General features: G+C 56.4%; 21 protein-coding genes and 1 tRNA gene. 14 read left to right on the top strand and 8 right to left on the bottom strand.

From position 1 onward, the window contains the following. The first annotated feature begins 206 nt into the window (after positions 1–206). Together B0E33_RS26735 and B0E33_RS26730 are read left to right on the top strand one after the other, a co-directional pair. Entirely contained in the window at positions 207–1853 is a 1647-nt protein-coding gene (locus B0E33_RS26735) for a peptidase domain-containing ABC transporter (protein ID WP_167579602.1), read from the top strand. Next, positions 1850–4066: a peptidase domain-containing ABC transporter gene (locus tag B0E33_RS26730; RefSeq protein ID WP_077292889.1), complete on the top strand. Its 2217-nt coding sequence runs from the start codon at positions 1850–1852 to the stop codon at positions 4064–4066. Before B0E33_RS26735 ends, B0E33_RS26730 begins: the two co-directional genes overlap by 4 nt. A gap of 76 nt (positions 4067–4142) precedes the next feature. Here the strand turns inward: B0E33_RS26730 and B0E33_RS26725 are convergent, their stop codons facing one another. From B0E33_RS26725 to eutB, 5 genes are all read right to left on the bottom strand, one after another. After that, entirely contained in the window at positions 4143–5510 is a 1368-nt protein-coding gene (locus tag B0E33_RS26725; protein WP_077292888.1) for an aspartate aminotransferase family protein, read from the bottom strand. A gap of 32 nt (positions 5511–5542) precedes the next feature. Next, a complete protein-coding gene (locus B0E33_RS26720; protein ID WP_077292887.1) occupies positions 5543–7039 on the bottom strand; it encodes an NAD-dependent succinate-semialdehyde dehydrogenase in 1497 nt (498 codons plus the stop codon). A gap of 90 nt (positions 7040–7129) precedes the next feature. Beyond that, a complete protein-coding gene (locus B0E33_RS26715; protein WP_197923274.1) occupies positions 7130–7645 on the bottom strand; it encodes an Lrp/AsnC family transcriptional regulator in 516 nt (171 codons plus the stop codon). A 17-nt stretch (positions 7646–7662) separates the two neighbouring features. After that, positions 7663–8658: a cyclodeaminase gene (locus B0E33_RS26710; RefSeq protein WP_077292886.1), complete on the bottom strand. Its 996-nt coding sequence runs from the start codon at positions 8656–8658 to the stop codon at positions 7663–7665. Continuing rightward, positions 8648–9655: a hydroxyectoine utilization dehydratase EutB gene (eutB, locus tag B0E33_RS26705; RefSeq protein WP_077292885.1), complete on the bottom strand. Its 1008-nt coding sequence runs from the start codon at positions 9653–9655 to the stop codon at positions 8648–8650. Before eutB ends, B0E33_RS26710 begins: the two co-directional genes overlap by 11 nt. 175 nt (positions 9656–9830) lie before the next feature. Here eutB and doeA point away from each other — a divergent pair, with 175 nt between their 5' ends. From doeA to B0E33_RS26690, 3 genes are read left to right on the top strand one after another with little or no spacing between them, the layout of a single operon-like run. Beyond that, positions 9831–11015, top strand: coding sequence for an ectoine hydrolase DoeA (gene doeA, locus B0E33_RS26700; RefSeq protein WP_077292884.1), 1185 nt, complete (start codon positions 9831–9833; stop codon positions 11013–11015). Between the two features lie 7 nt (positions 11016–11022). Then, positions 11023–12198, top strand: coding sequence for an acetylornithine deacetylase (argE, locus tag B0E33_RS26695; RefSeq protein WP_077292883.1), 1176 nt, complete (start codon positions 11023–11025; stop codon positions 12196–12198). Then, complete coding sequence (locus tag B0E33_RS26690) at positions 12195–12923, top strand: GntR family transcriptional regulator (protein WP_055654211.1); 729 nt, start codon at positions 12195–12197, stop codon at positions 12921–12923. Before argE ends, B0E33_RS26690 begins: the two co-directional genes overlap by 4 nt. 216 nt (positions 12924–13139) lie before the next feature. Here the strand turns inward: B0E33_RS26690 and B0E33_RS26685 are convergent, their stop codons facing one another. Continuing rightward, positions 13140–13640: a hypothetical protein gene (locus B0E33_RS26685; protein ID WP_062488783.1), complete on the bottom strand. Its 501-nt coding sequence runs from the start codon at positions 13638–13640 to the stop codon at positions 13140–13142. Positions 13641–13922: 282 nt separating this feature from the next. On the opposite strand from B0E33_RS26685, the gene B0E33_RS26680 reads away from it, so the two are divergent. The 5 genes from B0E33_RS26680 (at position 13923) to B0E33_RS26660 (ending at position 19389) form a co-directional block, all read left to right on the top strand. Further along, complete coding sequence (locus B0E33_RS26680) at positions 13923–15749, top strand: SARP family transcriptional regulator (protein ID WP_145915778.1); 1827 nt, start codon at positions 13923–13925, stop codon at positions 15747–15749. An 85-nt stretch (positions 15750–15834) separates the two neighbouring features. Next, positions 15835–16197 (top strand): hypothetical protein, encoded by a 363-nt coding sequence (locus B0E33_RS26675; protein WP_201030400.1) that lies wholly within the window; start codon positions 15835–15837, stop codon positions 16195–16197. 52 nt (positions 16198–16249) lie between these two features. Next, the gene (locus B0E33_RS26670) at positions 16250–17419 is read left to right on the top strand and encodes a YcaO-like family protein (protein ID WP_035909488.1); all 1170 of its coding nucleotides are present in this window, start codon (positions 16250–16252) and stop codon (positions 17417–17419) included. Further along, positions 17416–18141, top strand: coding sequence for a TfuA-like protein (locus B0E33_RS26665; RefSeq protein WP_077293707.1), 726 nt, complete (start codon positions 17416–17418; stop codon positions 18139–18141). The genes B0E33_RS26670 and B0E33_RS26665 overlap by 4 nt, the downstream gene beginning before the upstream one ends. A 6-nt stretch (positions 18142–18147) precedes the next feature. After that, positions 18148–19389, top strand: coding sequence for a hypothetical protein (locus tag B0E33_RS26660; RefSeq protein ID WP_077292882.1), 1242 nt, complete (start codon positions 18148–18150; stop codon positions 19387–19389). Positions 19390–19465: 76 nt separating this feature from the next. On the opposite strand, the gene B0E33_RS26655 is transcribed toward B0E33_RS26660, so the two are convergent. Continuing rightward, positions 19466–19539, bottom strand: a tRNA-Gln gene (locus tag B0E33_RS26655). A gap of 343 nt (positions 19540–19882) precedes the next feature. Here B0E33_RS26655 and B0E33_RS31320 point away from each other — a divergent pair. The 4 genes from B0E33_RS31320 (at position 19883) to B0E33_RS26635 (ending at position 25294) form a co-directional block, all read left to right on the top strand. Beyond that, positions 19883–21541 (top strand): Ppx/GppA phosphatase family protein, encoded by a 1659-nt coding sequence (locus B0E33_RS31320; RefSeq protein ID WP_228148141.1) that lies wholly within the window; start codon positions 19883–19885, stop codon positions 21539–21541. Further along, the gene (locus tag B0E33_RS26645; RefSeq protein ID WP_022998673.1) at positions 21538–22245 is read left to right on the top strand and encodes an RlmE family RNA methyltransferase; all 708 of its coding nucleotides are present in this window, start codon (positions 21538–21540) and stop codon (positions 22243–22245) included. Before B0E33_RS31320 ends, B0E33_RS26645 begins: the two co-directional genes overlap by 4 nt. A gap of 203 nt (positions 22246–22448) precedes the next feature. Next, positions 22449–23951, top strand: a complete 1503-nt coding sequence (guaB, locus tag B0E33_RS26640; RefSeq protein ID WP_077292880.1) for an IMP dehydrogenase — start codon at positions 22449–22451, stop codon at positions 23949–23951. Between the two features lie 50 nt (positions 23952–24001). Further along, positions 24002–25294, top strand: a complete 1293-nt coding sequence (locus tag B0E33_RS26635; protein WP_077292879.1) for an RsmB/NOP family class I SAM-dependent RNA methyltransferase — start codon at positions 24002–24004, stop codon at positions 25292–25294. Positions 25295–25313: 19 nt separating this feature from the next. Here the strand turns inward: B0E33_RS26635 and B0E33_RS26630 are convergent, their stop codons facing one another. Then, a complete protein-coding gene (locus tag B0E33_RS26630) occupies positions 25314–26513 on the bottom strand; it encodes a tetratricopeptide repeat protein (RefSeq protein ID WP_077292878.1) in 1200 nt (399 codons plus the stop codon). Positions 26514–26540 lie beyond the last annotated feature (27 nt).

Raw genomic sequence — 26540 nt, 5'->3', positions numbered from 1 at the left:
TTCCTCTTGGAATCTGAAGTTTAGTTCTAATAAAATTCGGGAAACACGGCGTAGGGTAAACGCTTTTTAAACCCGATCAGCACAGTTTGAGCGAGTAGCTACACGACTCTGGCCCACATATGCTGAAATCGGTATTTTCATCTTTCTTTTTGCCTCGTCTGAGGATCCGGCATTCTCCGTCCGGACGCTGGATTTCTTCGCCCGGATTGCCGCGCGACGTTGTAGTTGCTTCCGTTTTCGCAAATGTCATGGGGCTGGCGATGCCGCTGGCCATTCTTCAGGTTTATGACCGCGTTCTGCCAAATGCTTCCACCGACACGCTGCTTGTGCTCATCCTCGGGGTGGCTGTCGTTCTAATTGCCGATGCCGTCATCAAGGTCTCCCGTACCGCGGTTGTCGGCAGGCTCGGGGCAGGGTTCAATCATCAGGCGCACACCGAACTTTTCCGCCGGGTGCTTGATGCCGAGCCTTCCCAGTTTGCCAAAACGCCTGTTTCCGTACAGGTGCACCAGCTTCGGGCGTTGCAATCGGTTGCAGATCACTATGGCGACCAGAACCGTCTTCTCGCCATCGACCTGCCCGCAGGGGGTATCTTCCTGGCGGCGCTCATCTTCATCGCAGGGCCGCTGGCGCTGGTGCCGATCACGTTGCTGGGCATCTTCATGCTGTTTGCCCTCAACAGAAACAAGGTGCTGCAGCAGGTTGTCGCCGACCGGGCAGATCAGGACGATCGCAAATCCGATTTCATCCTGGAGGTACTGTCCGGCGCCAAGACCGTGAAGTCCCAGGCGATGGAAGCACTGATCATGCGCCGCTTCGAGCGATTGCAGCGGGCAACGGCAGAGCTCAGCTCCAGATATATGCGCTTGTCCGGCCAGGCGAGGGATGCGTCCGCACTTTTCGGAACCCTCACGACTATCTTTGTGGTCATCTGCGGCGCGTTGATGGCCATCTATGGCAATTTCAGCGTCGGCGGTGTCGCAGCCAGCACACTCCTGTCCGGTCAGTTCGTGCAGCCTTTCCTTCGCGCGATCAACCAGCTGACAGACATGCAACGACTGAAGCACGACTACGCTCAGGTCAATTCGCTCTTCAAGCTGCCGGAGGTTGCGCAGCAGGAGCCTTTGACGGTCGATACCGACGGTTCCATTCACCTGATCAACGTGTCAGTCGAACTGGGCGAAAGCCAGCGCCGGGTGTTCGAGGACATCAACCTGACAATTGAATCCGGACAATTCGTCGGTTTCCGCGGTGCGGACGGCAGCGGTAAGTCCACACTCATGAAATTGCTGACCGGTGAAATGACGCCGACGACCGGCAAGGTCATGATCGGCGGGCAGGATTATGATGGCCTCCACCAGCATGCACTACGCAAGACCGTTGCCTATGTCGACAACCAGTCTGCTATCTTCAACGGCACGATCCTTGAAAACATCACGATGTTCGGTGCCGTATCCGACATCGCTCATGCGCGTATGGCGGCGAAGCTGATCGGGCTTGAAAAGGAAATCCACCTCTTGCCGCGCGGTTATGAAACGCAGCTTGGGTCAGATCTGGGTGGCAAGGTTCCTGCGGCTACCTTGCAGCGTATCTGCATTGCAAGGGCATTGGCGGGCGAGCCAAAGATCCTGATCCTGGACGAGGCGAATGCGCAACTGGACCAACAGGCAGAAAAGGCGCTTGTCGATGCGCTGATCCGTCTGAAGGGCTATCTGACGGTTATCATCATCAGCCACCGTCCCTCCATGCTGGCAGTCGCGGATCACCAATACGAACTCAGGGACGGCAGCGTGCATGACCTCGGCACGATGAACGTAACCGGTACACCTCAGAAAATGGGGATGCCGGCGTGAGCAGACCTCTATTCAACCTTGAAGACGTCCACGCTGCCGACAACGCCGTGCACCGGCAGTGGCGCGATCTGTCGGCCGAACTGGCTGCCGATGGAACCGCGACAGGCCGGCTAGGACTTCCTGAAGACGGGGCGGCACCCGCGGAAAGGTGCCTGATCCCGCTTTTGCGAGAGATGCGCTGGCAGGGCAATGACCGGCTTCTGTTCGAGGCATTGCCTCACTTTGACCGGATCGAAACTTTCCAGGTCTTGCGGACCGTCCTCAGCCGCTTGACAGTCAAGACGACACCTTTTCATGGAAGTGCCGGGGAACTGACCCATGCACAGATGCCGTGTCTGCGTGTGACAAGGGACGACGTTCAGGTTCTCGTTGGAAAAACCGGAACGGGTGAGTTTCGCGCCTATTCCGGCCGTCAGGGAGAGGCAATTTCAGTTCCTGCTGCGGATATTCTGAAAAACGAGATCTATCTCGCGGCCGAAGACACTGCGGAACAGGGGCAGGTTCAAAATAACCGAAGCTGGTTCTCGACCGTATCCAAACGGTTCCGGACCAGTATCATCTCCATTCTGGCCCTCGGTTTTGTTCTCAACATTCTCGCTCTTGCACCGCCGTTGTTCATCATGGCGATCTACGACAAGGCAATGGGAGCAAAATCGACTGAAGTGCTTCTGACCATGGCGGTCGGCGTTGGAATCATTCTTCTGTGCGAAGTTGCGCTGCGCAGAATGAAGACATGGCTACAATCCTATCTCGGCGGACGGGTTGATGCGATTGTCGGCAACAAGACCTTTGAGCGCATCCTGCATCTTCCATATGCGATGCTGTCCGAAGCGCCGATCGGCACCCAGGTCATGCGGCTGCGCTATTTCGACAGCGTGCGCGACATATTCCAGAGTTCGCTGTTCAACGCGATCGTCGATATTCCCTTCACACTGATCTTCATTGTCGCGATCTTCCTGATCGGCGGACCTGTTGCGCTGCCGCCGCTCGCGCTGCTGACCATCTACACGCTGCTGGCCGTTTATGTCCTGCCCAAGGTCCAACGCGAAGTCGCTGCCGTTGGCGAGCAGAAGTCGAAACTCAACAGCTTCATGATCGAGACCTTTCGCAACCAGCGGGCTCTCAGGAACCTTTCTGTAGAAGATACCTGGCTGGAGCGATTTTCGGCGCTTTCCACCAACTTCAACAAACTCAACATCCATGCACGTCATATCACGCATGTGCTGCAGACACTGTCGCAGACGCTGATGACCATTTGCGGTGTCCTGGTTCTGGGGATCGGGGCAATGCGTGTCATGGAAGGAGAAATGAGCCTGGGCGCCCTGATTGCCACAATGGCCCTCAGCTGGCGGGTTCTGAACCCGATGAACCAGGCATTTCTCAGCATCACGCAGCTCGCGCAAAGCCGCACGGTGATCGAACAGATCAACAACCTCATGAAAGTGCAGCTCGAGCGCGAGCCGGGGCATCTGCCGAAAATCACACGTGACATTCGCGGTGATCTGAAAGTGTCCTCACTCGTCCTCAGGTATCCAGGGGCAACGGAAGCCTCGCTGAAGGGCCTTGAGCTGACGGTGAAGGAAGGCGAAACTGTTGCCATCACGGGCCCGAGCGGCTCGGGCAAGACCGCATTGTTCCAGGCTGTCATCGGCTTGTTTCAGCCCCAGGTGGGGTCCATCCTGTTCGACGGTCTGGATGTGCGCCAGCTGGATACCGCAGAGTGGCGCTCCTCCATTGGCTATGCACCCGACGATCTCGACTTCTTTTACGGCACGGTAAAACAGAACCTTCTGATGTCGGATCCGGGCGCTACCGACGAACGACTGATCGAGGTTACCGGTAAACTTGGCTTGCTGTCCTACCTGGAGGAGAACTTCAACGGACTTGAAACGCGCCTCAATGGCGAGGTCCTGAAGCAGATCCCGGACAATATGAAGCAACGCATCGTTTTGGCCCGTGCCTTCGTGAAGGCGGCACCGCTCTATCTGTTCGACAATCCGGGAACGCATCTCGATTTCGAGGGCGACAAAAAATTCATGGCGATGATCGAGGAACTCAAGGGCAAGGCGACCATCCTCATCAACACCCAGCGTCCTAGCCACATGAAAATGGCCAACCGGGTGGTTGTGCTCAGAGGTGGCCAGATTGCGATGATGGGGCCACCGGAACAAGTAGTACCGGCACTCATGGGACAGACCGCGAAAGCCGGATAGGCAGCTTTCCTACCGAAGATACCAAAAAGCCCGCCGGATTGCTCCGACGGGCTTTGTTATTTGGTGGCGCCGCTTCTTAGAAGACGGATTTTACTGCTTTCACGGTTGCATCAACAACCTTGTCGATTTCAGCTTCAGAAATGCACAGGGGGGGGGCGAACCCCAGGATGTCGCCCTGCGGCATCGCCCTGCCGATGACGCCTTCCTTCAACAGGGCAGTTGCAACCTGTGGGCCGGTTTTGCTTGCCGGATCGAGATAGGTTCTGCTGGCCTTGTCCGATACAAATTCGATCGCGCAAAGCAGGCCGTCTCCGCGGATGTCGCCAACGTTGGCGTGATCTCCGAGTGCATTCGCAAGTGCATTCTTGAGGTAGCTACCTGCGGATCCGGCATTCGCCACCAGGCCGAGACTGTCGATAAGCTTGAGGTTCGCAACGCCGGCTGCGGCACCAATCGGGTGTGCGGAATAGGTCCACCCATGGCCGATCGGACCAAATTCGTCGGTACCGTCCTCCAGCACCTTCCAGACCTTGTCGGAAACGATGGAGCCGGACAGGGGAGCATATGCCGATGTCAGGCCTTTTGCGATGGTGATGAAATCCGGCTGAATACCGTAGTGGTCTGACCCGAACATCGTGCCGAGACGTCCAAAGCCTGAAACAACTTCATCTGCGATCAGCAGAATGTCGTGTTTCTTGAGCACGGCCTGAATGGCCTCCCAGTACCCGCTTGGGGGCGGTACGATCCCGCCCGTACCAAGGGCCGGCTCGCCAATAAAGGCTGCAATGGTGTCAGCGCCTTCGCGTTCGATCAGGGCTTCCAGGTCAGCAACGCAATAGGCCACAAATTCTGCTTCGGACAGGGAAAGGTCTTCCCTGCGGAAATAGTCGGGCGCGACTGTGTGCAAAACCTGTGAAAGCGGCAGGTCGAACTTCTTGTGAAACAACTCGAGGCCCGTGAGAGAACCGGTCATCAGGCCCGAGCCGTGATAGCCGCGCCAGCGCGAGATGATCTTCTTCTTCTCCGGGCGGCCGAGAATGTTGTTGTAGTACCAGACAAGCTTGATGTTGGTTTCGTTCGCATCCGATCCGCCCAGTCCGAAATAGACCTTGGACATGTGGTCGGGCGCTCGCTCCATCACCATTTGTGCAAGCGTGATGGAGGCTTCGGTGCCGTGGCCGACGTATGCGTGGTAATAGGCCAGTTCACGAGCCTGCTCCGCAATGGCGTCAGCAATTTCGGAACGGCCATAGCCGACGTTGACGCAATAAAGTCCGGCGAATGCGTCCAATAGTTTGGTGCCGTCACGGTCTTCGATATAGACACCGCTGCCACCGGTGACGATCCGGTTAGGGCTCTCTCCGCGCGCATGTTGGGCAAGATGGGTCGAGGGATGGAAGAAGTTCTCTCTGTCCCAGGCATCCAGTTGGTCGTTCTTGAGCATATTCAAGTCCTTCTAGTGTTGGTTGGGCCAGGTCAGCTCCAGTCCCGGCAGACGTATTTGATTTCGGTGAAGGCCTCCAGTCCGTAGCGGGCACCTTCGCGGCCAAGGCCGGATTGTTTCACGCCTCCAAAGGGGATCGGATAGCCGGTCACTTTTGTGCGATTGACGGCAACCATGCCGTATTGAAGCGCGCGGCTTGCACGGTAGATGCGGCGCGGGTCCTGCGTGTGGAGATAGGCGATAAGGCCGTATTCGGTGTCGTTTGCCCGTGCGATGGCGTCCTCCTCCTTATCGAAGGCTGCCAAGGCTGCCACCGGACCAAATGTTTCTTCCCGGAAAATCGATGCATCAGCGGGAGTGTCCGCCAGAACGGTCGGCTGATAAAACAATGGGCCGGCCGCATGACGGTGGCCACCGGTGAGGAGGCGCGCGCCTCGTGCGAGTGCATCTCGAACGTGGTCCTCCTGCTTGGCAACCGCCCGCTCATGCATCAGCGGTCCGATGTCAGGATCTTCAAGCCCAGGTCCGACAGACAAGGCTTCAACACGTTTGGTGAAGGCTTCGCAAAACGCCTGGTAGACCGGTCTTTCTACCAGAACGCGATTTGCCGCGAGGCAATCCTGACCGGATGTTGCGAATTTTGCGGCGATTGCCTGATCGACGGCATGGTCAAGATCAGCATCTGCAAACACGAGGAAGGGGGCGTGACCGCCGAGTTCCAGCACAAGTCGTTTTACAGTCTGAGCACCCTGCGAATAAAGAAGCCGTCCGATACCCGTGGATCCGGTGAACGAAACCGCCCTGACGCGCGGGTCTGACATCCACGGTTTCACGATGTCTTCCGCGTTCCCGGGAAGCACGTTGAAAACACCTGCCGGAAGCCCAGCCTGGTCAGCAAGTTCAGCTAGGGCGAGTGCGGAATACGGCGTTTCCTGTGAAGGGTGCACGACAACGGTACAGCCGGCGGCGAGTGCGGCAGCTGCTTTTCGCGTGATCATCGCGCATGGAAAGTTCCACGGCGTGATCAATGCGGCAACGCCAACAGGTTCCCGCCAGACTTCCATCTCTGCGTCAGGCAAGTGGGAAGTGATGCTCTCGATATTGGGTCGTTTGGCCTCTTCGGCGTAAAACGATACGAAGGAGGCTGCATAATCGATCTCGCCGCGGGATTCCGAAAGTGGTTTTCCTTGCTCACGCGTCATCAGACGAGCGAGATCTTCCCGGTTTTCCAAGATCAAGTCGTGCCAGGCCAACAGAAAGGATGCCCTTTCCTGAGGCAGCAAGGTGGACCAACTCGAAAAGGCGTCATTGGCGGCATCGATAGCTTCGGCGGATTGTGCGCTGGAAAGAGATGTCACTTCCCCGAGAAGACTTCCATCCGCCGGATCGGTTACTCGAAACACGGCACCATCACGTGCCGCTGCCCAACGTCCACCGACATAGGCGAAGTGCTTTACCAGGTGACGGTTGTCAATTAGGTGAAAAAGCGAGCTTTCAAGGGATGTCTCGGCAAGGATTCGGGACTGCATGGCGTTGCTCTCCAAAGTGGTGAGCAGAGCCTAGAATGGCACCCGGGAACGAAACGCCTTTTCTTGACAAGCTTGGCAGCCGTTTCGTTCTTATTCGGAGTGTTCAGCAGTCGTATCTGTTCCAAGCATCCCGGCCAGCAACATATCGAGTGCTGGAGCAGCGCTCTGTTTCACCGGTTTTGTCACCACGTAAGTGAAGTAGCGAACGACGCCAAGGCCACGGTCCAGCAGGGCATCCATGAACCGCTGATAGCTGTCGATGTCACGCGTGACGGTCTGCATCAGATAATCGAGCCCGCCACCGATCGCCCAGCAGGCAACGACTTCATCGCAATTGCGGATTGCCCGCTCAAAGGCCTGAAAATATTCGGCGCGGTGATGTTCCAGTTCGAGCGTCACGAAAACGGTGACATGAGGCGCGATATTCTTGAGCGAGAAACGCGCGCCATATCCCTCGATGATTCCAGCAGCCTCAAGCCTCTCAAGGCGCTTCCAGCACGGGCTCGGACTAAGATTTATACGCTTTGCGAGATCCGCTTTGGAAATGCGTCCTTCCTCGGAAAGTACCTTCAGGATTTCCAGGTCTCGATTGTCCAGTTTCAGCATCAATGTCTCTTGCCGGTTCAGGAAACGAGCATCGTGCCCGCATTTGCCTTCTTGACCTTGCCAAGAGACAGCGTGGCAATGGCCGTATCCTGAACGCCGGTGCCGGTCAAATCGCAGACGGTGATATCAGCATCACAAGTCCTGCCTTGCGCCTTGCCTGAAACAATCTCACCGAGTTCACGTACACGGCTCACATCCTGCAAAGTGCGGTTCGCAAGGGCGGAACGCAGCTCTCCGAGTTTTTCGCATTGGCTTATCCGATCGCAGACCAGGACATCGGCCTTAGCCAGGATCTCCGGGGCAAGTTCATTCTTGTCCTCCTGATCAGATCCCATTGCAGTGATATGCAAGCCGGGATGCAGACAATCCGCGCCCAGGATAGCCTCCTTCGCAGGGGTCGTGGTGACGACAAGTTGGCTGTCGGCAACCAGTTGCTGCCGATCCTCGGTTGCGACCACGTCTATCCCGAGCGCTGCAGTCATATCCTTTGCCAGGGCTCTGGCCTTGTCACGGTCTCGTCCCCAGACCAGCGCCCTTTCCGCGGGCCGTACCTTTGCCGCCGCAATCAGCTGCAACCTGGCCTGAACGCCGGTTCCCAGAATGCCGATCGTTGAAACGACTGCAGGAGCAAGGTGGCGCGCCGCAACCGCTCCGGCTGCAGCCGTGCGGATGTCGGTCAGATAACCATTGTCCAGATAGACAGCCTGAACCAGACCGGTTTGCGCCGAAAAAAGCACCATCAACCCGTTGAGACTTGAAAGCCCGAGAGCAGGGTTGTTGAAAAAGCCGGGAGATACCTTGATCGCAAAACCGTCGAGACCTGGCACGTAGGCGGTTTTCACATCAACTTCCGCATTCACCTCCGGCAGGGCCATGGACAGCACGGGAGGCATCACGACTGTACCCGTGGCCAGCTTTGCAAATGCTTTTTCAATGCAGTCGATGACTTCAAGATCAAGATGAACAGCCCGGCGCAGATCGGCCTCGTTCACCAGCCTGATTTCATGCGCCATAACGTTTTCCTTCCAACAGATAGTCCCCAAGCATAACGTCCTGACCGGTCATGACTTTTGTGAATTGAACCATGTCGACATTTCGACCCGTAATGATCGTTGCGACCGGACCTTCTGGCGCGGTCAGCTTTCCGGCCAGGATTGCTGCAATGCCAACCACGCAAGCGCCTTCCGCGACATGACTATCCTCGTAATAAAGAGCCTGCATGGCCCGGTAGATTTCGCCTTCAGTTACCAGAATGATCTCGTCCAGAAGATCCCGGCACATTGCGAAGGAAAGCCGGTTGTCGAGGCCTATGCCGCCTCCAAGCGAATCCGCGAGGCTTGCCACCTCTGGCACTTCCACTGGCCGGCCGGCGTCGATCGATGTTTTCATCGCCGCGCCTCTGTCCATGGTTAGTCCGACAACACGGACCTGTGGATTGATGGATTTAGCGGCAAGCGCGACACCCGCGGCAAGCCCGCCTCCTGAAAGGGGGACAAGAAGCGTGTCGAGGTTTGGAACATCTTCCAGAATCTCAAGCCCGATGGTGCCTTGGCCTGCAATCACGTATGGATCGTCGAACGGTGAGATTTCAAAGACGCCGGTTGCCTGACCCAGCTTACGGCACTCGGCAAGAGCATCGTCCTGGCTGTTGCCGACGATACGAGTTTCGGCCCCAATGGCTCTGATGCCATCCAGCTTGGTCTGCGGAACCAGGGATGACATGCAGATAATCGCCTTCAAGCCAAGTTCCCGTGCCGCATAGGCAACACCGCGGCCATGATTTCCGGTCGAGCAGCATGTGAGCGTCGTGGTGCCTTCGGGCGCATTGCGGGCCGCGTTCGTCGCACCGCGCAACTTGAACGCACCTGTTGGCTGCATCGTCTCCATTTTCAGGAAGAATGGCTGTCCGGTTTGCTCGGTCATGAATCGCGAGGGCAGGAGGGGTGTCCTGACCACTCTCCCGGCGATGGCTCTTCGCGCTTCGAAAATATCCGTAAGCGTCAGTTGCATGGACTATTTCCGGTATCGCTCGTGGTCATCATGAAGATCCTGCAAGGGGGAACATGCTCATTTGTGTACAAATGACCTTTAAAGTGCAAGTGATGATGTTCTGATGTGTTTATTTTCTTGATTTCTGAAATGGCTGAGTTCTTATTTGTGTACAAATAAACGACGAGGCCCAATCATGCCAGGTCACGACCTTCCTTTCAGCAGTGCCGAGTATCAACGCCGTCTCGATCTTGTCCGTAGCGACATGTCAAAACGGGGAATAGATGTCCTGTTTCTCGAAGACCCTTCCAATATGGCCTGGACCACAGGCTATGACGGATGGTCTTTCTATGTGCATCAGGGGGTCGTTGTCTTTCTGGACGAAGAACCGATCTGGTGGGGACGCAGGCAGGATGCCAATGGTGCCCGTCGAACCGTCTGGATGGACGACGCACGCGTCGCTTCCTACGCCGATCATTTCATTCAGTCGTCTGAGCGCCACCCCATGCAGGACCTTGCCAGGCTGCTGGAATTGAGGGGGTACGCGAACAAGAAGATTGGCGTTGAACTTGAGAACTACTACTTCTCGGCCAAGGCGTTCCTGACGCTGCAAAGTGAGTTGCCGAACGCTGAATTCATCGACGCCACAAGCATGGTCAACTGGTTGAGGGCAGTCAAATCCGACGAAGAACTCGTGTTCATGCGCAAGGCAGCCAGGATTTCCGAGAAAATCATGGACGGTGTCTTGGAGCGTGTTGTGCCGGGTATGCGCAAGGCCGACCTTGTTGCAGAGATCTACGCCGACGCCATCCGAGGATTGGACGACGCCTGGGGGGACTATCCGGCTATCGTGCCGCTGCTTCCCAGTGGCGCGGATGCGTCCGCTCCGCACCTGACGTGGGACGGACGTTTCATGCAGGAAGGCGAGGCGACATTTTTCGAACTCTCCGGCTGTTTCCGCCGCTATCATGCCCCGTTGTGCCGCACCGTTTTTCTTGGCAAGCCGGAACAGTACCTGCTTGATGCCGAGAAGGCGTTGGTCGAGGGGCTCGAAGCCGGCCTGGACACCGCAAGGGCCGGCAATACCGCGGGTGACATCGCACGTGCATTGGCGAAACCTCTTGAGGCCGCGGGGATCGAACGCGGCGCGCGGGCAGGGTACCCGATCGGCATTTCCTATCCACCTGATTGGGGCGAACGCACAATTTCCATTCGCGAAGAAGACAACACCGTTCTGAAACCCGGCATGACCTTTCACTTCATGCCGGGGCTTTGGATGGATGGGTGGGGACTGGAAATCACAGAGAGCATCCTCATCAAGGAAAACGGACCTGCAGAATGCCTGTGCAACAGGCCCCGCAGATTGTTCGTGAAGTCCTGAGGTGAATATGCGCTCGGACTTGTTGACCCGGACGATTTCCATACTGGATCGCTTGATCGGTTTTCCGACGGTTTCGGCAGACAGCAATCTTGAATTGATCAGCTTTGCCGCGACCCTGCTTCGTGAAGCTGGTGCTCAAGTGACAGTTTCCAAGGATGCGACCGGCAAGAAAGCCAACCTGTTCGCAACAATTGGCCCAAATGTCTCCGGCGGAATTGTCTTGTCAGGGCACACGGACGTCGTACCGGCAGATCCCACAGAGTGGACCTGCAACCCGTATCAGATGCGCGAAGAAGGTGGCTTGCTGTACGGGCGAGGCAGTTGCGACATGAAAGGCTATATCGCTGCGGTCCTCACGAAAACGCAGGACTATGCGCTACTCGACCTGAAACGGCCGCTGCATGTCGCCTTGACCTATGATGAGGAAGTCGGCTGCTTTGGCGCCAGGCATCTGGTTGAGGAACTGAAGCGCAGTGATATTCGTCCTTCCGTAGCGATTATCGGTGAGCCGACGGAAATGCGGGTCATTGAGGGGCACAAGGGGTGTTACGAATATACGACAGCGTTCCACGGCACCGATGGGCATGCCTCCGAACCGGACAAGGGGGTCAACGCTATCCACGTTGCCGCCGCTTTCATCTCCAGGATGATGGAACTGGCAGAAACCATGAAGGACAAGTCAGGTCCTGACAGCGAGCGCTACTCACCGCCATGGACCACACTTCAGGTTGGCCGGATAGACGGCGGCTCTGCACGCAATGTCATTGCTCGGCATTGCGCGGTGGAGTGGGAAATGCGCCCGGTTCGGATGCAGGACGCACTTGAGATAAAGTCTGCCCTGGAAGCCTATTGCCAGGACGTGCTGTTGCCTCAAATGACGTCCGTCTATCCCGATGCTGAGATTGTCACCGAAATTATAGGAGAAGTCGCCGGACTGGCCGTGATGCCGGAAAACGAAGCACGGGACATCGTTACATCGCTCACTGGCGCGAACCTGTGTGATGTCGTTTCATTTGGCACCGAGGCCGGGTTGTTTCAGGCCCTGGGGCTTTCCGTTGTGGTTTGTGGCCCGGGGTCCATCGCACAGGCGCACAAGCCTGATGAATATCTGGCCGTTGACCAGCTCGAAAAATGTCTCGACATGCTCACGGGACTGGAAAGGACCTTGTTACAGGCCTCATGACCGATCAGGACATAACAGCGACGGCCGACGTTGCAGACCTGTTGAACCAGGCCGCAAGCGCTCAGGAACGGTTTCAGATCATGTATTCCGTTCTGAGAGACCGGATCTGCATGCTTGTCTATCCGCCTGGAACGCAACTGAGTGAAGAGGCGTTGGCATCTGAATTCGGTGTCAGTCGCTCGCCATTGCGCAAGGCGCTGCAGATACTCGAAGCAGACGGGTTGTTGTTGTCGCAGCAAGGCGTAGGCACACTGGTGACTGAAGTGGATCTGGAAGAGCTGGCGCAGGTCTATGAACTCAGGCTTGAGCTGAATGAATTGACCGGCAGGTTGGGCCCGCGTTCTCTCGACTCGGAACTGGAAGCCACATTCAACAGTCTCAAAATTCGGGCGGAGCGATTGAGCTCAACGCCGGATCGTGCGGTTTTTGCCCGACTCAATATCGATTTCTTTCAGGCCTTCTTGCAGCTCACACTGAACATGCCGCTGCGCGAAGTTTCTGAAAAGCTGTTCTACAAGACCTGTCGCATCTGGCTGACTTTGATAGATGAAAAGGACCTGCCAACGGAGGTCGCCATCTTCTGCGGCGAAATCGCGGAAATTTCGAATGCTGTTCGACTTGGAGACTTCCAGGCCGCAGCCTTGATTAGGCGAGCACATCTCTCCATGGGGTTCAACCGACTGAAAACCGCAACACGACAAAGCACCGACCGGAAGGCCGGTTAGCCAAGGGCTTCTTGGAGCTTTCGGGGTTGGTTGAACGAATAAGACCGCCCCCGGAAGCGATTGTGGTGGGATACAATCAGTTGCTTCCGGGAGCGGCCCGGGCTTTCAAAGAAGATGAACGAACTTCTTTGAACGGGTAATCCTTTCAATAGCCTCAAACAAAAGCGGCGTTTTCACCTCAAATACGCTCGGTGTGCCTAGTTATTCCTAAAAAAATCAGTGTCTCTTTGCCATTTTTGTCAGTTTTCTGACTGTAGAAGTCGTGATCTTGCAATCGGATTCTACGTTTCGCTGAACGTATTTTCCTTTTTCGAGAGAATATTCGAGAAATACACTAAGTTCGTTTGCATGAGCGACAAGCACTCTGTGACCGGAAACCACTGTGTCGGTTACTTCCAGATCCTGACCCCAGGCCCAGCCACCATAAGAAGTGCCACCGCTGGACCTGAGAACGATTTCGAAAAAATTGCCCCCGTCGCTTTCAGGCATTTTGAAAACGAGATCCAGATTGTCTTCGTCGTCTTTCGTCGGCTCTCCCGCACCAAGCCAGACGGAACTGATATTTGCGGAGATCAAATCGCCAAGAGGATAAAATGGAGAACCTTCGTACCAAAGAAATTCCGTAATAACGGATCCTATGTCGTTAGCCCTTTCAAATGGTCGTACATTGTCTCCGTACCCCGCATAGGTCCTCCTGAAGGAGATCTTACCAGACATGAATGGTTTCCTTACTATCTGATAATACGTAGTTTTTTGCTATTGGCCGCGAAGTGTGATCACTCTTCGTCCCTTCGGCAAAGCTACATTCCCAATAGCGCCGTCACACAGGCGTGACTCCGTCACGGCAGTGGTGTTCTTCTGTGGGGGGAACTGTGTTAGAAAAAATTACCAGGGGGCAACGTGATGAATAAAAGTAGTTCAGGCACTAATATTCGACTACTTGGCGTTCCGTCAGTGTATTACTCGCGGAATACCCCTTTTCCTGCCAAGGGATACGCGTTGCTTGCAGTATTGTTGCTTGTTCCTGGCAACGAGCTTGCGCGTCAAAAGGCGGCTGCCCTGCTTTGGGAGGATGTCGCTCAAACCAGGGCCATGGCAAACCTCAGGCAACTGCTTGTGAGGGTTCAAAGCAGGCAGCCCGAAGCCGGACCGCTCATTGAAACGACCCAGACCAGAATCAGTCTTGGGCCCGGGGCGCAAAGTTCCGATCTGGCCGCTTTTCTCCAGTCCTGCAAGGCTACCGACCTTGAAGGCATGATGTCCGGGATAGAGCAGTTCACCGGTGAACTGCTCGATGGCATGGAGTTCGAAGGTGAACAGCTGAACCTTTGGCTGCTGACCGAGCGCGCGAGCCTGAGGGAGAAACTGTTTAACAGAGCAGCAGCAGCCCTTGAGGAAACGACACGCTTCGGAGCGGATCGTGGCGGCAACATCGGCAAGATCGCTGATCGGCTTCTGGCTTTCGAACCTGACAGCCCCGAATGCTATCGTATCATTTCAAAAGCTTATGGCAGGTGTGGCGATCAGGATGGCGTCGATCGTATCGACCGGTTGATGAATTCGGTTCTCAATCCTGCCTTGCCTCGTGTGCCTGGCAATACAAGCAGCAAGCCTTCAGGAACAGTCTGGGTCGCACCGACGGGGGTCAAACCGGTTGAGGAGCGTCCGGCACCTCCCAAACCACCGGTTCCGCGCGTTGCCTTTTCGTCGCCCCGCCACATCGATCAACATCCGGATGCGCAGCTTGCCGAGGCATTCGTCGAGGATGTCGCGAACAGTTTCTCCAGATTCAAGACATTTGTCGTGGTCTCGCCGTTCAGTACGATGCGTGACTTTCGCGGCGGCAATTTAAGCAACTGGGAAAAAATTCGGTCCAACTACTCCGTGCAGAGTTTTCTGCTCCCGGGCAGCCAAAAGATTTCCTTTACCGTTATCGATGACGGCACAGGGGAGATCATCTGGTCTGCGGAGTATTCGATGGAGCCGGAGGACCTTCACTATACCTTCCGGCTTCTTGCAAAAACCGTGGCAGCCAATCTCGCCCAGCAGATCGAGCGACAGATGCTCGACTCCGGTCGGTCGATCAATGCCCAGAGCTATCTGCACGTCTTGCGGGGGCAGAACCTCATCAAGACCTGTAATCTGAGCATGATCCGCCGGGCCAGAAAGGAATTCCGGCAAGGTCTCACGTACGACAAGGACCTGTCCATCGCCCGCGCTCGCATAGCGCAGACAATGCAACTGGAATGGTTGCTGCTCGGGGGGACGGATCCGCACCTTCTTCACCGCGCCAAGGCGGAAGCGGACGCAGCCATCGAGATCGATTCGACGGCCGGTATCGGCTACTGGATGGCTGCGGTCATCGCGCTTTACCAACGTGATTACACGACCTCGGAAGCCAAGTTCCAGGAAGCCGAGACCTTGAGCCCCAACTCTTCGGATCTGCTCATACAGCACGCAGATGCGCTTGCGCATTTCGGCAAGCCCAAGGACGCCTGGAAGCGTTTCAAGCACGCGATCGATCTCAATCCACTTGCACCGGACATCTACTGGTGGGCGGGTGCGAGCATCGCCTTCAAGCTGGCCGACTACGCAGAGGCCGTCCGGCTGTGCAAGCAGATGGACGACGAGGAACCTGCATTGCGCGTCCTGACGGCAAGCCTCGCTCTCGACGGGCAAATCGAGAGCGCAAGACAATATGCACGGCGTCTCATGGATGTTTATCCGGGGATGACCGCACAGGAAATCGTTCGCTTCCAACCAGACAAGAATCCAGAGAACAACAAGATCTTTCTGGAAGGTCTGAAACTCGCCGGCTTCGACTAAGTAAACCCATTTACAGGAGAAAATTATGCCTAATTCGTCATTTTACGTGATCGGAAAACGCGGTCATGGAGTTGTTTTTTTGCGAATGGATCCGCTGCGCGTATCTCGTGTGTCGCACCAGACAATTCTGGCTTACGAAGCGCAAAATGCCGGTGTCGACGGCTATGCACGCATTGCTGCTGCTGCCCGCGTCCTGTTCGCCGAAAGTGACGGCAATCCGGAAACAAGCCTCAGCCAGGTCGAGTCGGAAGGTATCTACCAGGCAATCAAACAAGGCAGCACGATCTCGGATGTCGATTTTGCCTTCCTCACTGATGTCGACGACAGCGATTGGGACCTCAACAGGCTGAGCTGGGCGCCGATCCAGGATCCGGTTTCCAAGACCGGCTCTGGTTCTGATTCCGGAAATCCCGACACGCTTCAGGATGCCGTGCTTTCGGACGATTGATCCGGAAGGCGGCCTGACTGGCAAAATCGCACCGCTACAGGAGGTATTCGCTGTGCAATCCGATCCTTTCTCTCCGCAATTCCTGCGCAGCTTCGGCATTACCAGATTGGGTGAGATCACCGGGCTGGACACGATCGGGATCCCGGTCTGGTTCGCAACCAGGCCGAATTCCAGGTCTCTTTCCGTTTCCCAGGGAAAAGGTGTGACCGACGATCAGGCGAAGATTTCAGCGATCATGGAAGCCGTGGAATGTGCTGTCGCCGAACAACCGCGACAGCACGTCACGGAATTCGCGACGATCGAAGACATGGCGCGTCAGCAAAGGAGCGTCATTCCGTTCTTTGATCTAGCAAGGGTCAACCCGCATCAGCTCGACCCGACCCGCCAGCGCGCCTGGGTTCCTGGAACGTCCCTGATTTCCGGCGAGCAACGCTTCGCGCCCTACGAATTGGTCGGGATGGACATGCGTAGCGATATGCCTTGGGACCGTCATGCCTTCCGTATGACATCCCAGGGGTTGGCGGCACATTTCTCGATCGACAAGGCCATCGAACACGCCCTGCTTGAGCTCGTGGAACATGACGCGTCCAGTGTGGTCGATACTTTCGGTTTGTTCGTCAATAATATCCGGGAGGTCACCGACTACGAGGGCGCGAACGCCGATCTAGACGCCATTCTGGAGAAGGTCTCAAAAGCCGGGCTTGATCTTCACATATACGCTCTTCCAGGACGCGTGAAACTTCCGGTCATTGCCGCTGTCATCTCGCGGCAGGTGAATGGGCCATCCGGTGTCATTTCGCGTGCTCCTGCCGGAATTGCCTGCCGGACGAACGTTGCCGAGGCGATACTCGCAGCTTTGCTTGAAGCGGTGCAGTCACGTCTGACGGACATCGCCGGTGCGCGCGACGACCTTGCGATGGATCGTTTTCAGCAGTCCAAGGATGGCGTAGCCAGGAACCAGCCACCACTCATTCCTCTTGCCAAACTTGAGGCTGAGTTCCGCCCTGCAAGGCAGTCGTCCATGGGGTGGCAGGATGTCCTGAAGCTGATGCGGGCGGCTGGCATTGAAGATGCCTACATGTTTCCGCTCAAATCGCCGGTCCCGGACGTTCACGTGGTGAGGACGATCGTCACAGGCCTTGACGCGCATTCCGGCAGCTTCTCCGAAATGTCCATGAACTCGATACTGCTGACGACGGAAGTGCTGAGCACTGCATGTTGAAACCCGTCGTTTTTGCAGGACCGAGCGTTCACGGCTTGGCCGGCGATCTTTTTGATAGCCTAGACGTGTTCCCACCTGCGGCACGCGGAGACATTCTGCGAGCCGTGGGGCAGGGGCGCCGCGTGATCGGATTGATTGATGGTTACTTCAATTCCACACCTTCTGTCTGGCACAAGGAAATCCTGTTCGCCCTACAGGAGGGGTGCAGGGTGTACGGCGCGGCCAGCATGGGCGCATTACGGGCTGCAGAGTGTTTCCCATTCGGGATGGTTGGTGTCGGGGCAATTTTTGCAGACTACCAAGCGGGAAGGCGTCAATCGGATGCGGATGTTGCTGTTTCGCACGCTCCGGCAGAACTGGGCTATCGCCCGCTGACACTGGCGCTGGTGGATGCGGAGGCGACTCTGTCTGCAGCTTTGAAAGGCGGGTTCATTGTCGAGAGCGCACACGATGCATTGCTGAAAGCTGCAACCGGTCTGCATTTTTCCACGCGCACCTGGGTGCGCGTGCTGAGCGAAACAGGACTTTCCGAAGCTGAAAGCGCTCACTTTCTGAAGTGCCTGCCCGAGTTCGAGCAGAGCTTGAAACGACAAGACGCTCAAAAGCTCCTGACCAATCTGAAAGAGAACATCGAGATTGAGACGCATGATGGTCAGGACAGTTGGAAAATACAGAACACCCTTTTTCTCAAGTCACTTGAAAAAGAAGTTCTTGGCAGGTGACAGCTAATGAAAATGGAGATTGTAAAAGCCAGGACCACATGGTCAATCGTGCCGGATTGTGGCGGTCTGATTGAAACGATAGCGATCTCACTACCTCAAAAGGTCTTTGATCCCGGCAATCCTCACGCCGAAAAGATACTCGCCGCGATCGGAAATCTGCTCAAGGCCATGCCTTCGAGCGTTTCAATCCTGGTATTTGCCGATGCATTTAACGAGGCGGCTGCAAGAAGCTGGATCGAAACACAGACCGAGTGTCGCTTTGACATTGTCCTGGCAGGCGCTAGGCCGCTTGAAAGTGCAGATATCTGGGCACAGGATTCCATCCTGGTACAAATGCGAGGCAACGACCTGCGGATTGCCGCTCCAGCATGCGACTGGCCCAGGGGCATCTTGCCGGGGTTATTGGCCGAACACCTTTCTGTCGCCTGCCACGATCTGCCACTCTTTTTGCCGGGTGGAGACGAGATCGTTGGTGAGGGCTTTCGTCTCATCGGTCACACAAGCCGGCTGAGATCAGCCTCAAACAAGTATGGCGGTGACAGCACTTTGCTTGCCGCAGATCGACGTATCGGTGAACTCGATAACAGACCTGTCTGCTATTGGGGATACCGAAGACAAGACTTGTTCGAAAAGCCCGCCGTCGATGCTCAAGAAATCAGGGCCGGCAAGAACACTGCAGATTCTAACCGTGAGAGAGACCTGGACTGGCAAACAGCGAATGATTTGCTCGGGGACCTTCCATTTTATCACTTAAGGCCGGATCTGGTTACGACCATTGAGCGGTGCGAAAGCCATGTTGACAGATATGTCTCTCCAACAGGTTTGCGCCACAACGGCAAGCACTTGTTATTGCTGGCAGACCCGGTGGCCGTGGCCCCAGAAGCCATCAGCAAGGCAAAACGGGAAAAGAGACTTCTCGATGCGTCGGAACATTGGTTGAGGGACCAGGGTTTCGAAATCATCCGCAATCCAGTTCCCTGTGGGGTCGACGTAAAGAACGCAGTCAGACCGCGACTCTACAACAACGTTATTCTGGAAAATGCGGTACGAGAGGGAAATGGCAAACCAATCATGTGGTTGCCATGCTTCGGCGAAGAGAGCAGGTTCACGGAATTCGACGCGGAGAACGCCAGGATCTGGAAAGATCTCGGCTTCGATCCCAAGCTGGTCTTCGGCTGGGAAAGCCTTGCCCATGCAAATGGCGCACTGCGCTGTGCCAGCAAGGTAATCAGACGGCAAGCAACTTGATCGAACGGAACTAGATGTAAACTGACACGGACAGGTGCGTCTTCAGCATCAGGCTAGTTTTTTCAGAAGACGAGGTTGGCTGGGGAACCTGGATTCGAACCAGGACTAACGGAGTCAGAGTCCGTGGGTCTACCGTTAACCTATTCCCCAACAATGCTCACAAGGCGAGCTGCCAATCGTCGGTACAGGGCGAAATGATTGGTCGCTCTCGATTGGTGTGCCGCATATACATCCATCACATTCACGATTGCAAGACCCGTCGACGACTTTTTTGTGAAATTGCATGCCTGTGGAAAGTCTCGCGAAAGACTGTATGCATTCGTTTCAAGGAAAGCTTTTCCGGCGAGGGTCAACCTGTTACAGTTTTGTCAACGAAAGACGCAGTCCCCAGCAGCGCCCCTTGAAAAACGGCGGCAGCACTGGAGATCTGAAAGGCAAAAACGTGACTCAGTCAGGTCAGGAACCGCCCGAGAAAGGGCGTCGTACCCCTGATGTGTCCGGAACCAGCGGGGCTCCCAGGGAGCCCGGGGGAACATCCAGACGACGCCGAAAGCGCAAGTCTGGCAAGCGCCCCAAGGGCAACTCTGCGACACAGGCAAACGGTGTCGTCAACGGAGTGCCTGAAACGGACGGGCAAATTCCGTCCAGTGCTGTGACCGGACCCGTCGATCAAGCACTCGCCGCGCAGGAACAACCTGCGCGAAAGAGTGAGGGTGCGTCCACTTCCCAGAAACGTCGCAAAAAACGGAAGCGCGGGCGGGCAGCCAATGGTGAGGGCGTGCTAAACGTCCAGGCAGGCGGACTGAACCAGGATGGTGCGGAACGACAACCTGACACCACGACGAGCCTGAAGGGAAAGAAGGCAGCCCGTAGACGCGGCCGACGGCGCAAACAGTCCGCCAACGGAGCAGAATCAGTCCCTGTTGCACGGACAAACGATGGCGACATCGTTGTCAGCTCAAAGACACTCGAAAAGAGTACCGGTACACCCTCCCACCGTAATCATGAATTGCGCATGCGTCGGGATGGTGAAAATCGCCCGTCAGCAAGCCGGAAGGAACAGGTCGACGGTTCTCGTAATCCTGCACCATATGATCGGTCTACGGGCAGGAACAACTCACCGCTTTATGCCGCGCTTGATCTTGGGACCAACAATTGTCGTCTTTTGATCGCCAGACCTGAAGATCGCGGATTTCGTGTGGTCGACGCCTATTCCCGAATAGTGCGCCTCGGAGAAGGTGTCGGCTCGAACAGAATGTTGAGCGATGCGGCCATGGAGCGGGCAATCGATGCTCTTGCCCAATGCCACCGGAAACTTGCCGACAGAGGGGTTGCTCGCTCAAGGCTTATCGCGACAGAGGCCTGCCGGGCAGCCGAAAATGGCGCTGACTTCATCGAAAGGGTGAAGGCGGAGACAGGTTTGGCGCTCGAGGTCGTGAACCGCGAGACAGAGGCCCGCCTGGCAGTCGCCGGATGCGCTTCGCTTGTGGATCACGACGCCGATGGCGTGATTCTGTTCGATATCGGCGGAGGTTCCTCGGAGATCGTCTGGCTGGACCTGCGCAACCGATGTGGCGCGCGGGGCTATGCATTGACCCGCTTCATCCGGTCTTGGATCTCGTTGCCGGTCGGCGTCGTCAACCTTGCAGAGCGTCACGGCGGTGTTCACGTGACACCGGATATCTTCGAAGCCATGATTGAAGATGCCGCCGAACATCTGGCAGCGTTCAATCTTGCTAATAACCTGACCGAAGCTATCGCGTCGGGCAGGGTCCATATGCTCGGAACATCTGGTACGGTCACCACACTGGCCGGTGTCCATCTGGGCCTGAAACGTTATGACAGGCGCAGGGTCGACGGTACCTGGCTGGAAGATGGGGACGTCTCCAGAATGATTGATCAGCTGCGCGACATGCCTTATGAGGCACGCGTGGATAATCCATGCATTGGTGCGGATAGGGCTGATCTTGTTCTGGCAGGTTGTGCCATCCTGGAAGCTATCCGCCGCCGCTGGAGTTGCTCACGTCTGCGCGTCGCGGACAGAGGACTTCGCGAAGGCATTCTTACAGAATTGATGGCGGCCGATGGTGTCTGGTCGCACCGCAAAAACGGCTCTCGGCATAATCGCGGGCGCCAAGGGAACAGAACATGAGTCAGGGCAAAAAGGGAACAGGCGACCGAGGTCTCCACGTCAAGGTGAAGACGTCCGCTGGTCGGCGCGAATCCTCCACGCGTTGGCTGCAGAGGCAATTGAACGATCCATATGTGCGCCGCGCGAAGATGGACGGTTACAGGTCGCGAGCTGCCTACAAGCTGATAGAGATCGACGACAAGCACAAATTGCTGAAACCCGGTTACCGGGTGGTCGATCTTGGTTGCGCACCGGGGGGCTGGTGTCAGGTTGCTGTGGAAAGAGTGCAGTCCTCCGTGGAAGCGCCCAAGGTGGTCGGGATCGACTATCTGGAAATGGACCACGTGCGAGGAACGACATTCCTGCAAAAAGACTTCCTGGACGACGATGCTCCAGCCGCCTTGCTGGAAGCGCTCGGTGGCCACAAGCCCGATGTCGTTCTGTCCGACATGGCGGCGCCGACTACCGGCCACAAGCAGACCGACCATTTGCGCACAACGCATCTTTTCGAGATCGCAATCGATTTCGCGAGACGCAACCTCGTTCCGGGTGGCTCGTTCCTGGCGAAGGTTTTTCGGGGCGGGACGGAAAATGCACTGCTTAACGACCTGAAACGCGAATTCAAATCGGTGGCCCATTTGAAACCGCCGGCAAGCCGCAAGGAAAGCCCGGAACTTTATGTGATCGCGAAGGGCTTTCGCGGAAGTGATCTTGATCCGGACTGAACCGTTTTCAACTCGACCGGGAAGCCGGTTTGCCAAGAGATACAGGGGGAACGCACCATAGCGGGCGTCACCCCTTTTCTTTCTGTCACCTGCGTGTTATTGACCCGCGCCAACTTCTCCGGCACAGCCGAAGCGACTCGAAAGATGCAGGCTTTTGATCAAAGCGTGCGTCTCAGCTATTTTTTTACAAAGGGGAATTGGCAATGGCATCCTTCTATGTCCCTACCACTGGACAGCAAGCCCTGACGTTTGACGATGTCTTGCTGATCCCTGGCCACTCGGAAGTCATGCCGGGTGAAGTTGACCTGCGCACCCGGGTCACACGGGAACTTGAACTCAATATTCCGATCATCTCGTCGGCAATGGACACAGTTACCGAAGGCCGTCTGGCAATCGCCATGGCTCAGGCTGGTGGCATTGGCGTCATTCACCGCAACCTTTCTCTCGACCAGCAGGCCGAAGAGGTCCGGATGGTCAAGAAGTTCGAATCTGGGATGGTGGTCAATCCGCTGGTCATCGGGCCGGACGCGACCCTGCAGGACGCTCTTGACCTGATGAAACGGTATGGCATTTCCGGCGTTCCGGTCGTTCAAAACGGCGGAGCAGGCGGTCAGACCACTGGCAAGCTGGTTGGCATCCTGACAAACAGGGACGTGCGGTTCGCGTCCAATCCCGACCAGAAAATCCATGAGCTGATGACGAAGGACGATCTCGTCACTGTCAACGAGAACGTCAGCCAGGAAGACGCCAAGCGGCTCCTTCATCAGAACCGCATCGAAAAGCTTCTGGTCGTGGATGACAACCGGAACTGCATCGGTCTCATCACCGTCAAGGACATGGAAAAGGCGCAGCTCAATCCGAATGCGTCCAAGGACGATCAGGGCCGATTACGCGTTGCAGCGGCAACCAGCGTCGGGGAAGAAGGGTTTGCCCGCGCAGAACGTCTGATCGACGCAGGTGTGGACCTTCTTGTGGTCGACACGGCCCATGGCCATTCCCAGAAGGTTCTCGACATGGTCGGCCGGGTAAAAAGCCTTTCCAATTCCGTGCAGGTACTTGCAGGCAACGTGGCAACCAGTGACGCAACCAAGGCTTTGATTGACGCCGGTGCAGATGCGGTAAAAGTCGGCATTGGCCCGGGTTCCATTTGCACCACCCGAATTGTCGCTGGCGTTGGCGTTCCGCAGCTAACGGCCATCATGGATTCAGTGAACGAAGCCGACAAGCAGGGCGTACCTGTGGTCGCTGATGGCGGCATCAAATTTTCCGGCGACCTGGCCAAGGCGATTGCCGCCGGCGCGGCGTCCGTCATGGTCGGCTCTCTTCTGGCAGGCACTGAAGAAAGCCCGGGCGAGGTCTATTTGCACCAGGGACGATCCTACAAATCCTATCGGGGCATGGGGTCCGTCGGCGCCATGGCACGTGGCTCGGCCGATCGTTATTTCCAGGCGGAAGTACGCGACAGTCTCAAGCTTGTACCGGAAGGCATCGAAGGTCAGGTGCCTTACAAAGGCGCGCTTGGCAGCGTTCTGCATCAGCTGGCAGGTGGCTTGAGGGCTGCAATGGGATATGTTGGCGGCCGCAACATTCCTGATTTTCAGGAAAAGGCGCGTTTTGTACGGATCTCTGGTGCAGGCTTGCGGGAAAGCCATGCCCATGATGTGACGATTACACGAGAAAGCCCAAATTACCCGTCCAACGTTTAAACCACTCGGTACCGGGGCGCTTTGCTATAGGCGCCCCGCAAAGGAACAGCATGAAAGATGGCGGACGCCTGGCGGCGGCAATTGAAGTCCTGACAGAAGTGGAAACGCGGCACAGGCCTGTGCAGCTTGCCCTGAAAGACTGGGGTTCCGCACACCGGTTTGCAGGTTCCGGTGACCGGACAGTCATCGGCAATCTTGTGTTTGACGCACTTCGGAACAAGGCTTCGCTTGGTGCAAGAATGAAAGACGGTTCGGCAAGAGCCGTCGTTCTAGCGACCTATTGCCTGGGTTGGGGCAAAGGCCTGCAGGCGTTAAGCGACATTCTTGAGCAGGATCATCATGCTCCGGCTGCATTGTCAGCTGATGAAATCGCTTGCCTCTCGCAGGAGCCTGACAGCACGCCGTCGCCTTTTGAACAGGCAGATATTCCAGAATGGCTTTGGCCGCATTTTGAGACCGTCTTCGGCGAAAGCGCCATTGAAGAAGGCCAGGCGCTGGCAACACGCGCTCCGGTCGACATGAGAACCAATACGCTCAAATCTGACCGGGACAAGGTTCTCAAGCGGTTGGCTCATACCGGGGCAAAGGTAACACCGCTGTCACCGGTTGGTGCGCGCATCGAGGCCAAGCCTGATCTTGGCCGAATGCCGCATGTTCAGGCTGAGGAAGGCTATCGAAAGGGTTGGTTTGAATTGCAGGACGAGGCCAGCCAACTGGCGGCTCATCTCGCACAAGCCAAACCTGGCGAACAGGTGCTGGACTTTTGCGCTGGCGGTGGTGGCAAGACACTGGCTCTGGCTGCCTCCATGCAGAACAAGGGGCAGCTATACGCCTATGACGCCGACCGTCTCAGGCTTGCTCCGATCCACGAAAGACTGCAGCGGGCCGGTGTTCGAAACATTCAGGTGAGAGATCCGGCAACTTCAAGTCTCGAAGATCTTGTCAATCAGATGGACCTGGTTTTCATCGACGCCCCTTGCACGGGGACCGGCGTATGGCGTCGCCGCCCGGACTCCAAGTGGAAGTTGGCGGAAAAGGCCTTGCAGGATCGTATCGAAGACCAGCGCCGTGTACTGGAAAGCGCGAGCAGATACGTCAAGCCGGGGGGACGTCTTGCCTATGCGACCTGTTCCGTCCTGCGTGAGGAAAACCAGGCCCAGGCGGACTGGTTCCTGGAGCAAAATCCGTCGTTCCAGTCTGTTTCCGCACTGGATATCTGGAAAACAACTCTGCCGGATGCACGGCTCCCGAAATACGTTTCCGACCGTGGCGACATTCTGCTGACGCCCGGATCGACCCAAACGGACGGTTTCTTCATTGCCCTGTTCCGGCGGGTGCAGTGAGTTCAAACAGTATTTGCCGTCAGGATCTGTCCTGACGGCGCAGCCCGAGAACGTTCGGCAATTGATCGGCGTCTGTTGCAAGTATCTTCTTCGAAGTCACGGGCTCCAGGCTTTCCTGGTGTTGAATTACCTGTTTGATTTCTTTTTCTTGAGCGATTTTTGCAGCATCGTCGGGATTATCTGACGAGGGTTCTTCCGTTGCTGAAGTCGCAGGCGAGCTCACTGAGCTTGCTTCCGGTGATTTCCTTTCGGCGACAACCAGGCCTTCGACGAGTTCTCGAATAGCCGGCTCCAGACCGTCGCCTCGAGACATGGCCGTCAGGACGGATCTGGCCTGGTTGGAATATTTGAGTGCGGCGAGGGCGGCTCCAAGTGCATTCAGAGGTTCTTTTGCAGATTTGTCGAGATCGTGCGCGGCCAGGGCGTGTTTCAGAGCTGCGCCATGATCACCAAACTTACGCGCAATACTGCTGAGCCGAACGTGGGTCTGTATTGATCTCGGAGATAGCTTCAACGCGGCAAGCGCGGCTTCACGAGCATCTTCCAGGGCGCCTTTCCCGGCGAGTGCATCGGACAACAAGTCAAGGGGAAGCGGGTCTGCCGGCGCTCGCTCACTTGCCCGGATCGTCAGTTCGATCACTTCGTCAAAGCGCTTACGCAGCAACAATGTCTGCGAAAGACCAATTAGTGCAGGACCGTAATCCGGATCGGCCTTCAGCGCTTTCCGATAAGCCGCGATCGCTGCGGCCTTTTGATCAATACGCGCCTGTGTGTCTGCGAAAAGAGACAAGACAGCTGGCGTATCCGGCAGTAGCTCGACCAGGCGTCGGGCCGGAACGGAAGCTTCTTCGGGTTTGTCTTCTTTCAGCAAAACACTGGCAAGACCATAGAGCGCGTTTCGATTGTCTGGTGCTTGCGCGAGCACATCGGCAAAATTTTGCCGGGCGTTTGCCATGTCACCGAGCAGCAACTGACAGTTCCCGAGGCTCGCGCGAGCATTCAGGTGGTCTGGTTCGGCAAACACGATGCGGCGCAACTGCGATTGCGCCTCGTCCAGATAACCGGTCTGGAGCAACGCGGATGCCGTTCTGTAGGCAATTTCCGTGTCGTCCGGCGACAGTTCCTGGGCTTTCAGATAAGACACCAGCGCCCTGTCAAGATTGCCCGCATTTTCAAGGGCTACGGCTTCTTCAAACGCTTTACGGGCAGCTGCGGTCATCTGGGTCGGTTTTCCTAAAAGCACCTG

Source organism: Roseibium algicola, from assembly GCF_001999245.1.
GTDB classification, from domain to species: domain Bacteria; phylum Pseudomonadota; class Alphaproteobacteria; order Rhizobiales; family Stappiaceae; genus Roseibium; species Roseibium algicola.
The sequence above is the reverse complement of the archived record's forward strand: the minus strand, read 5'-3'. Positions and strand labels throughout refer to the sequence as shown.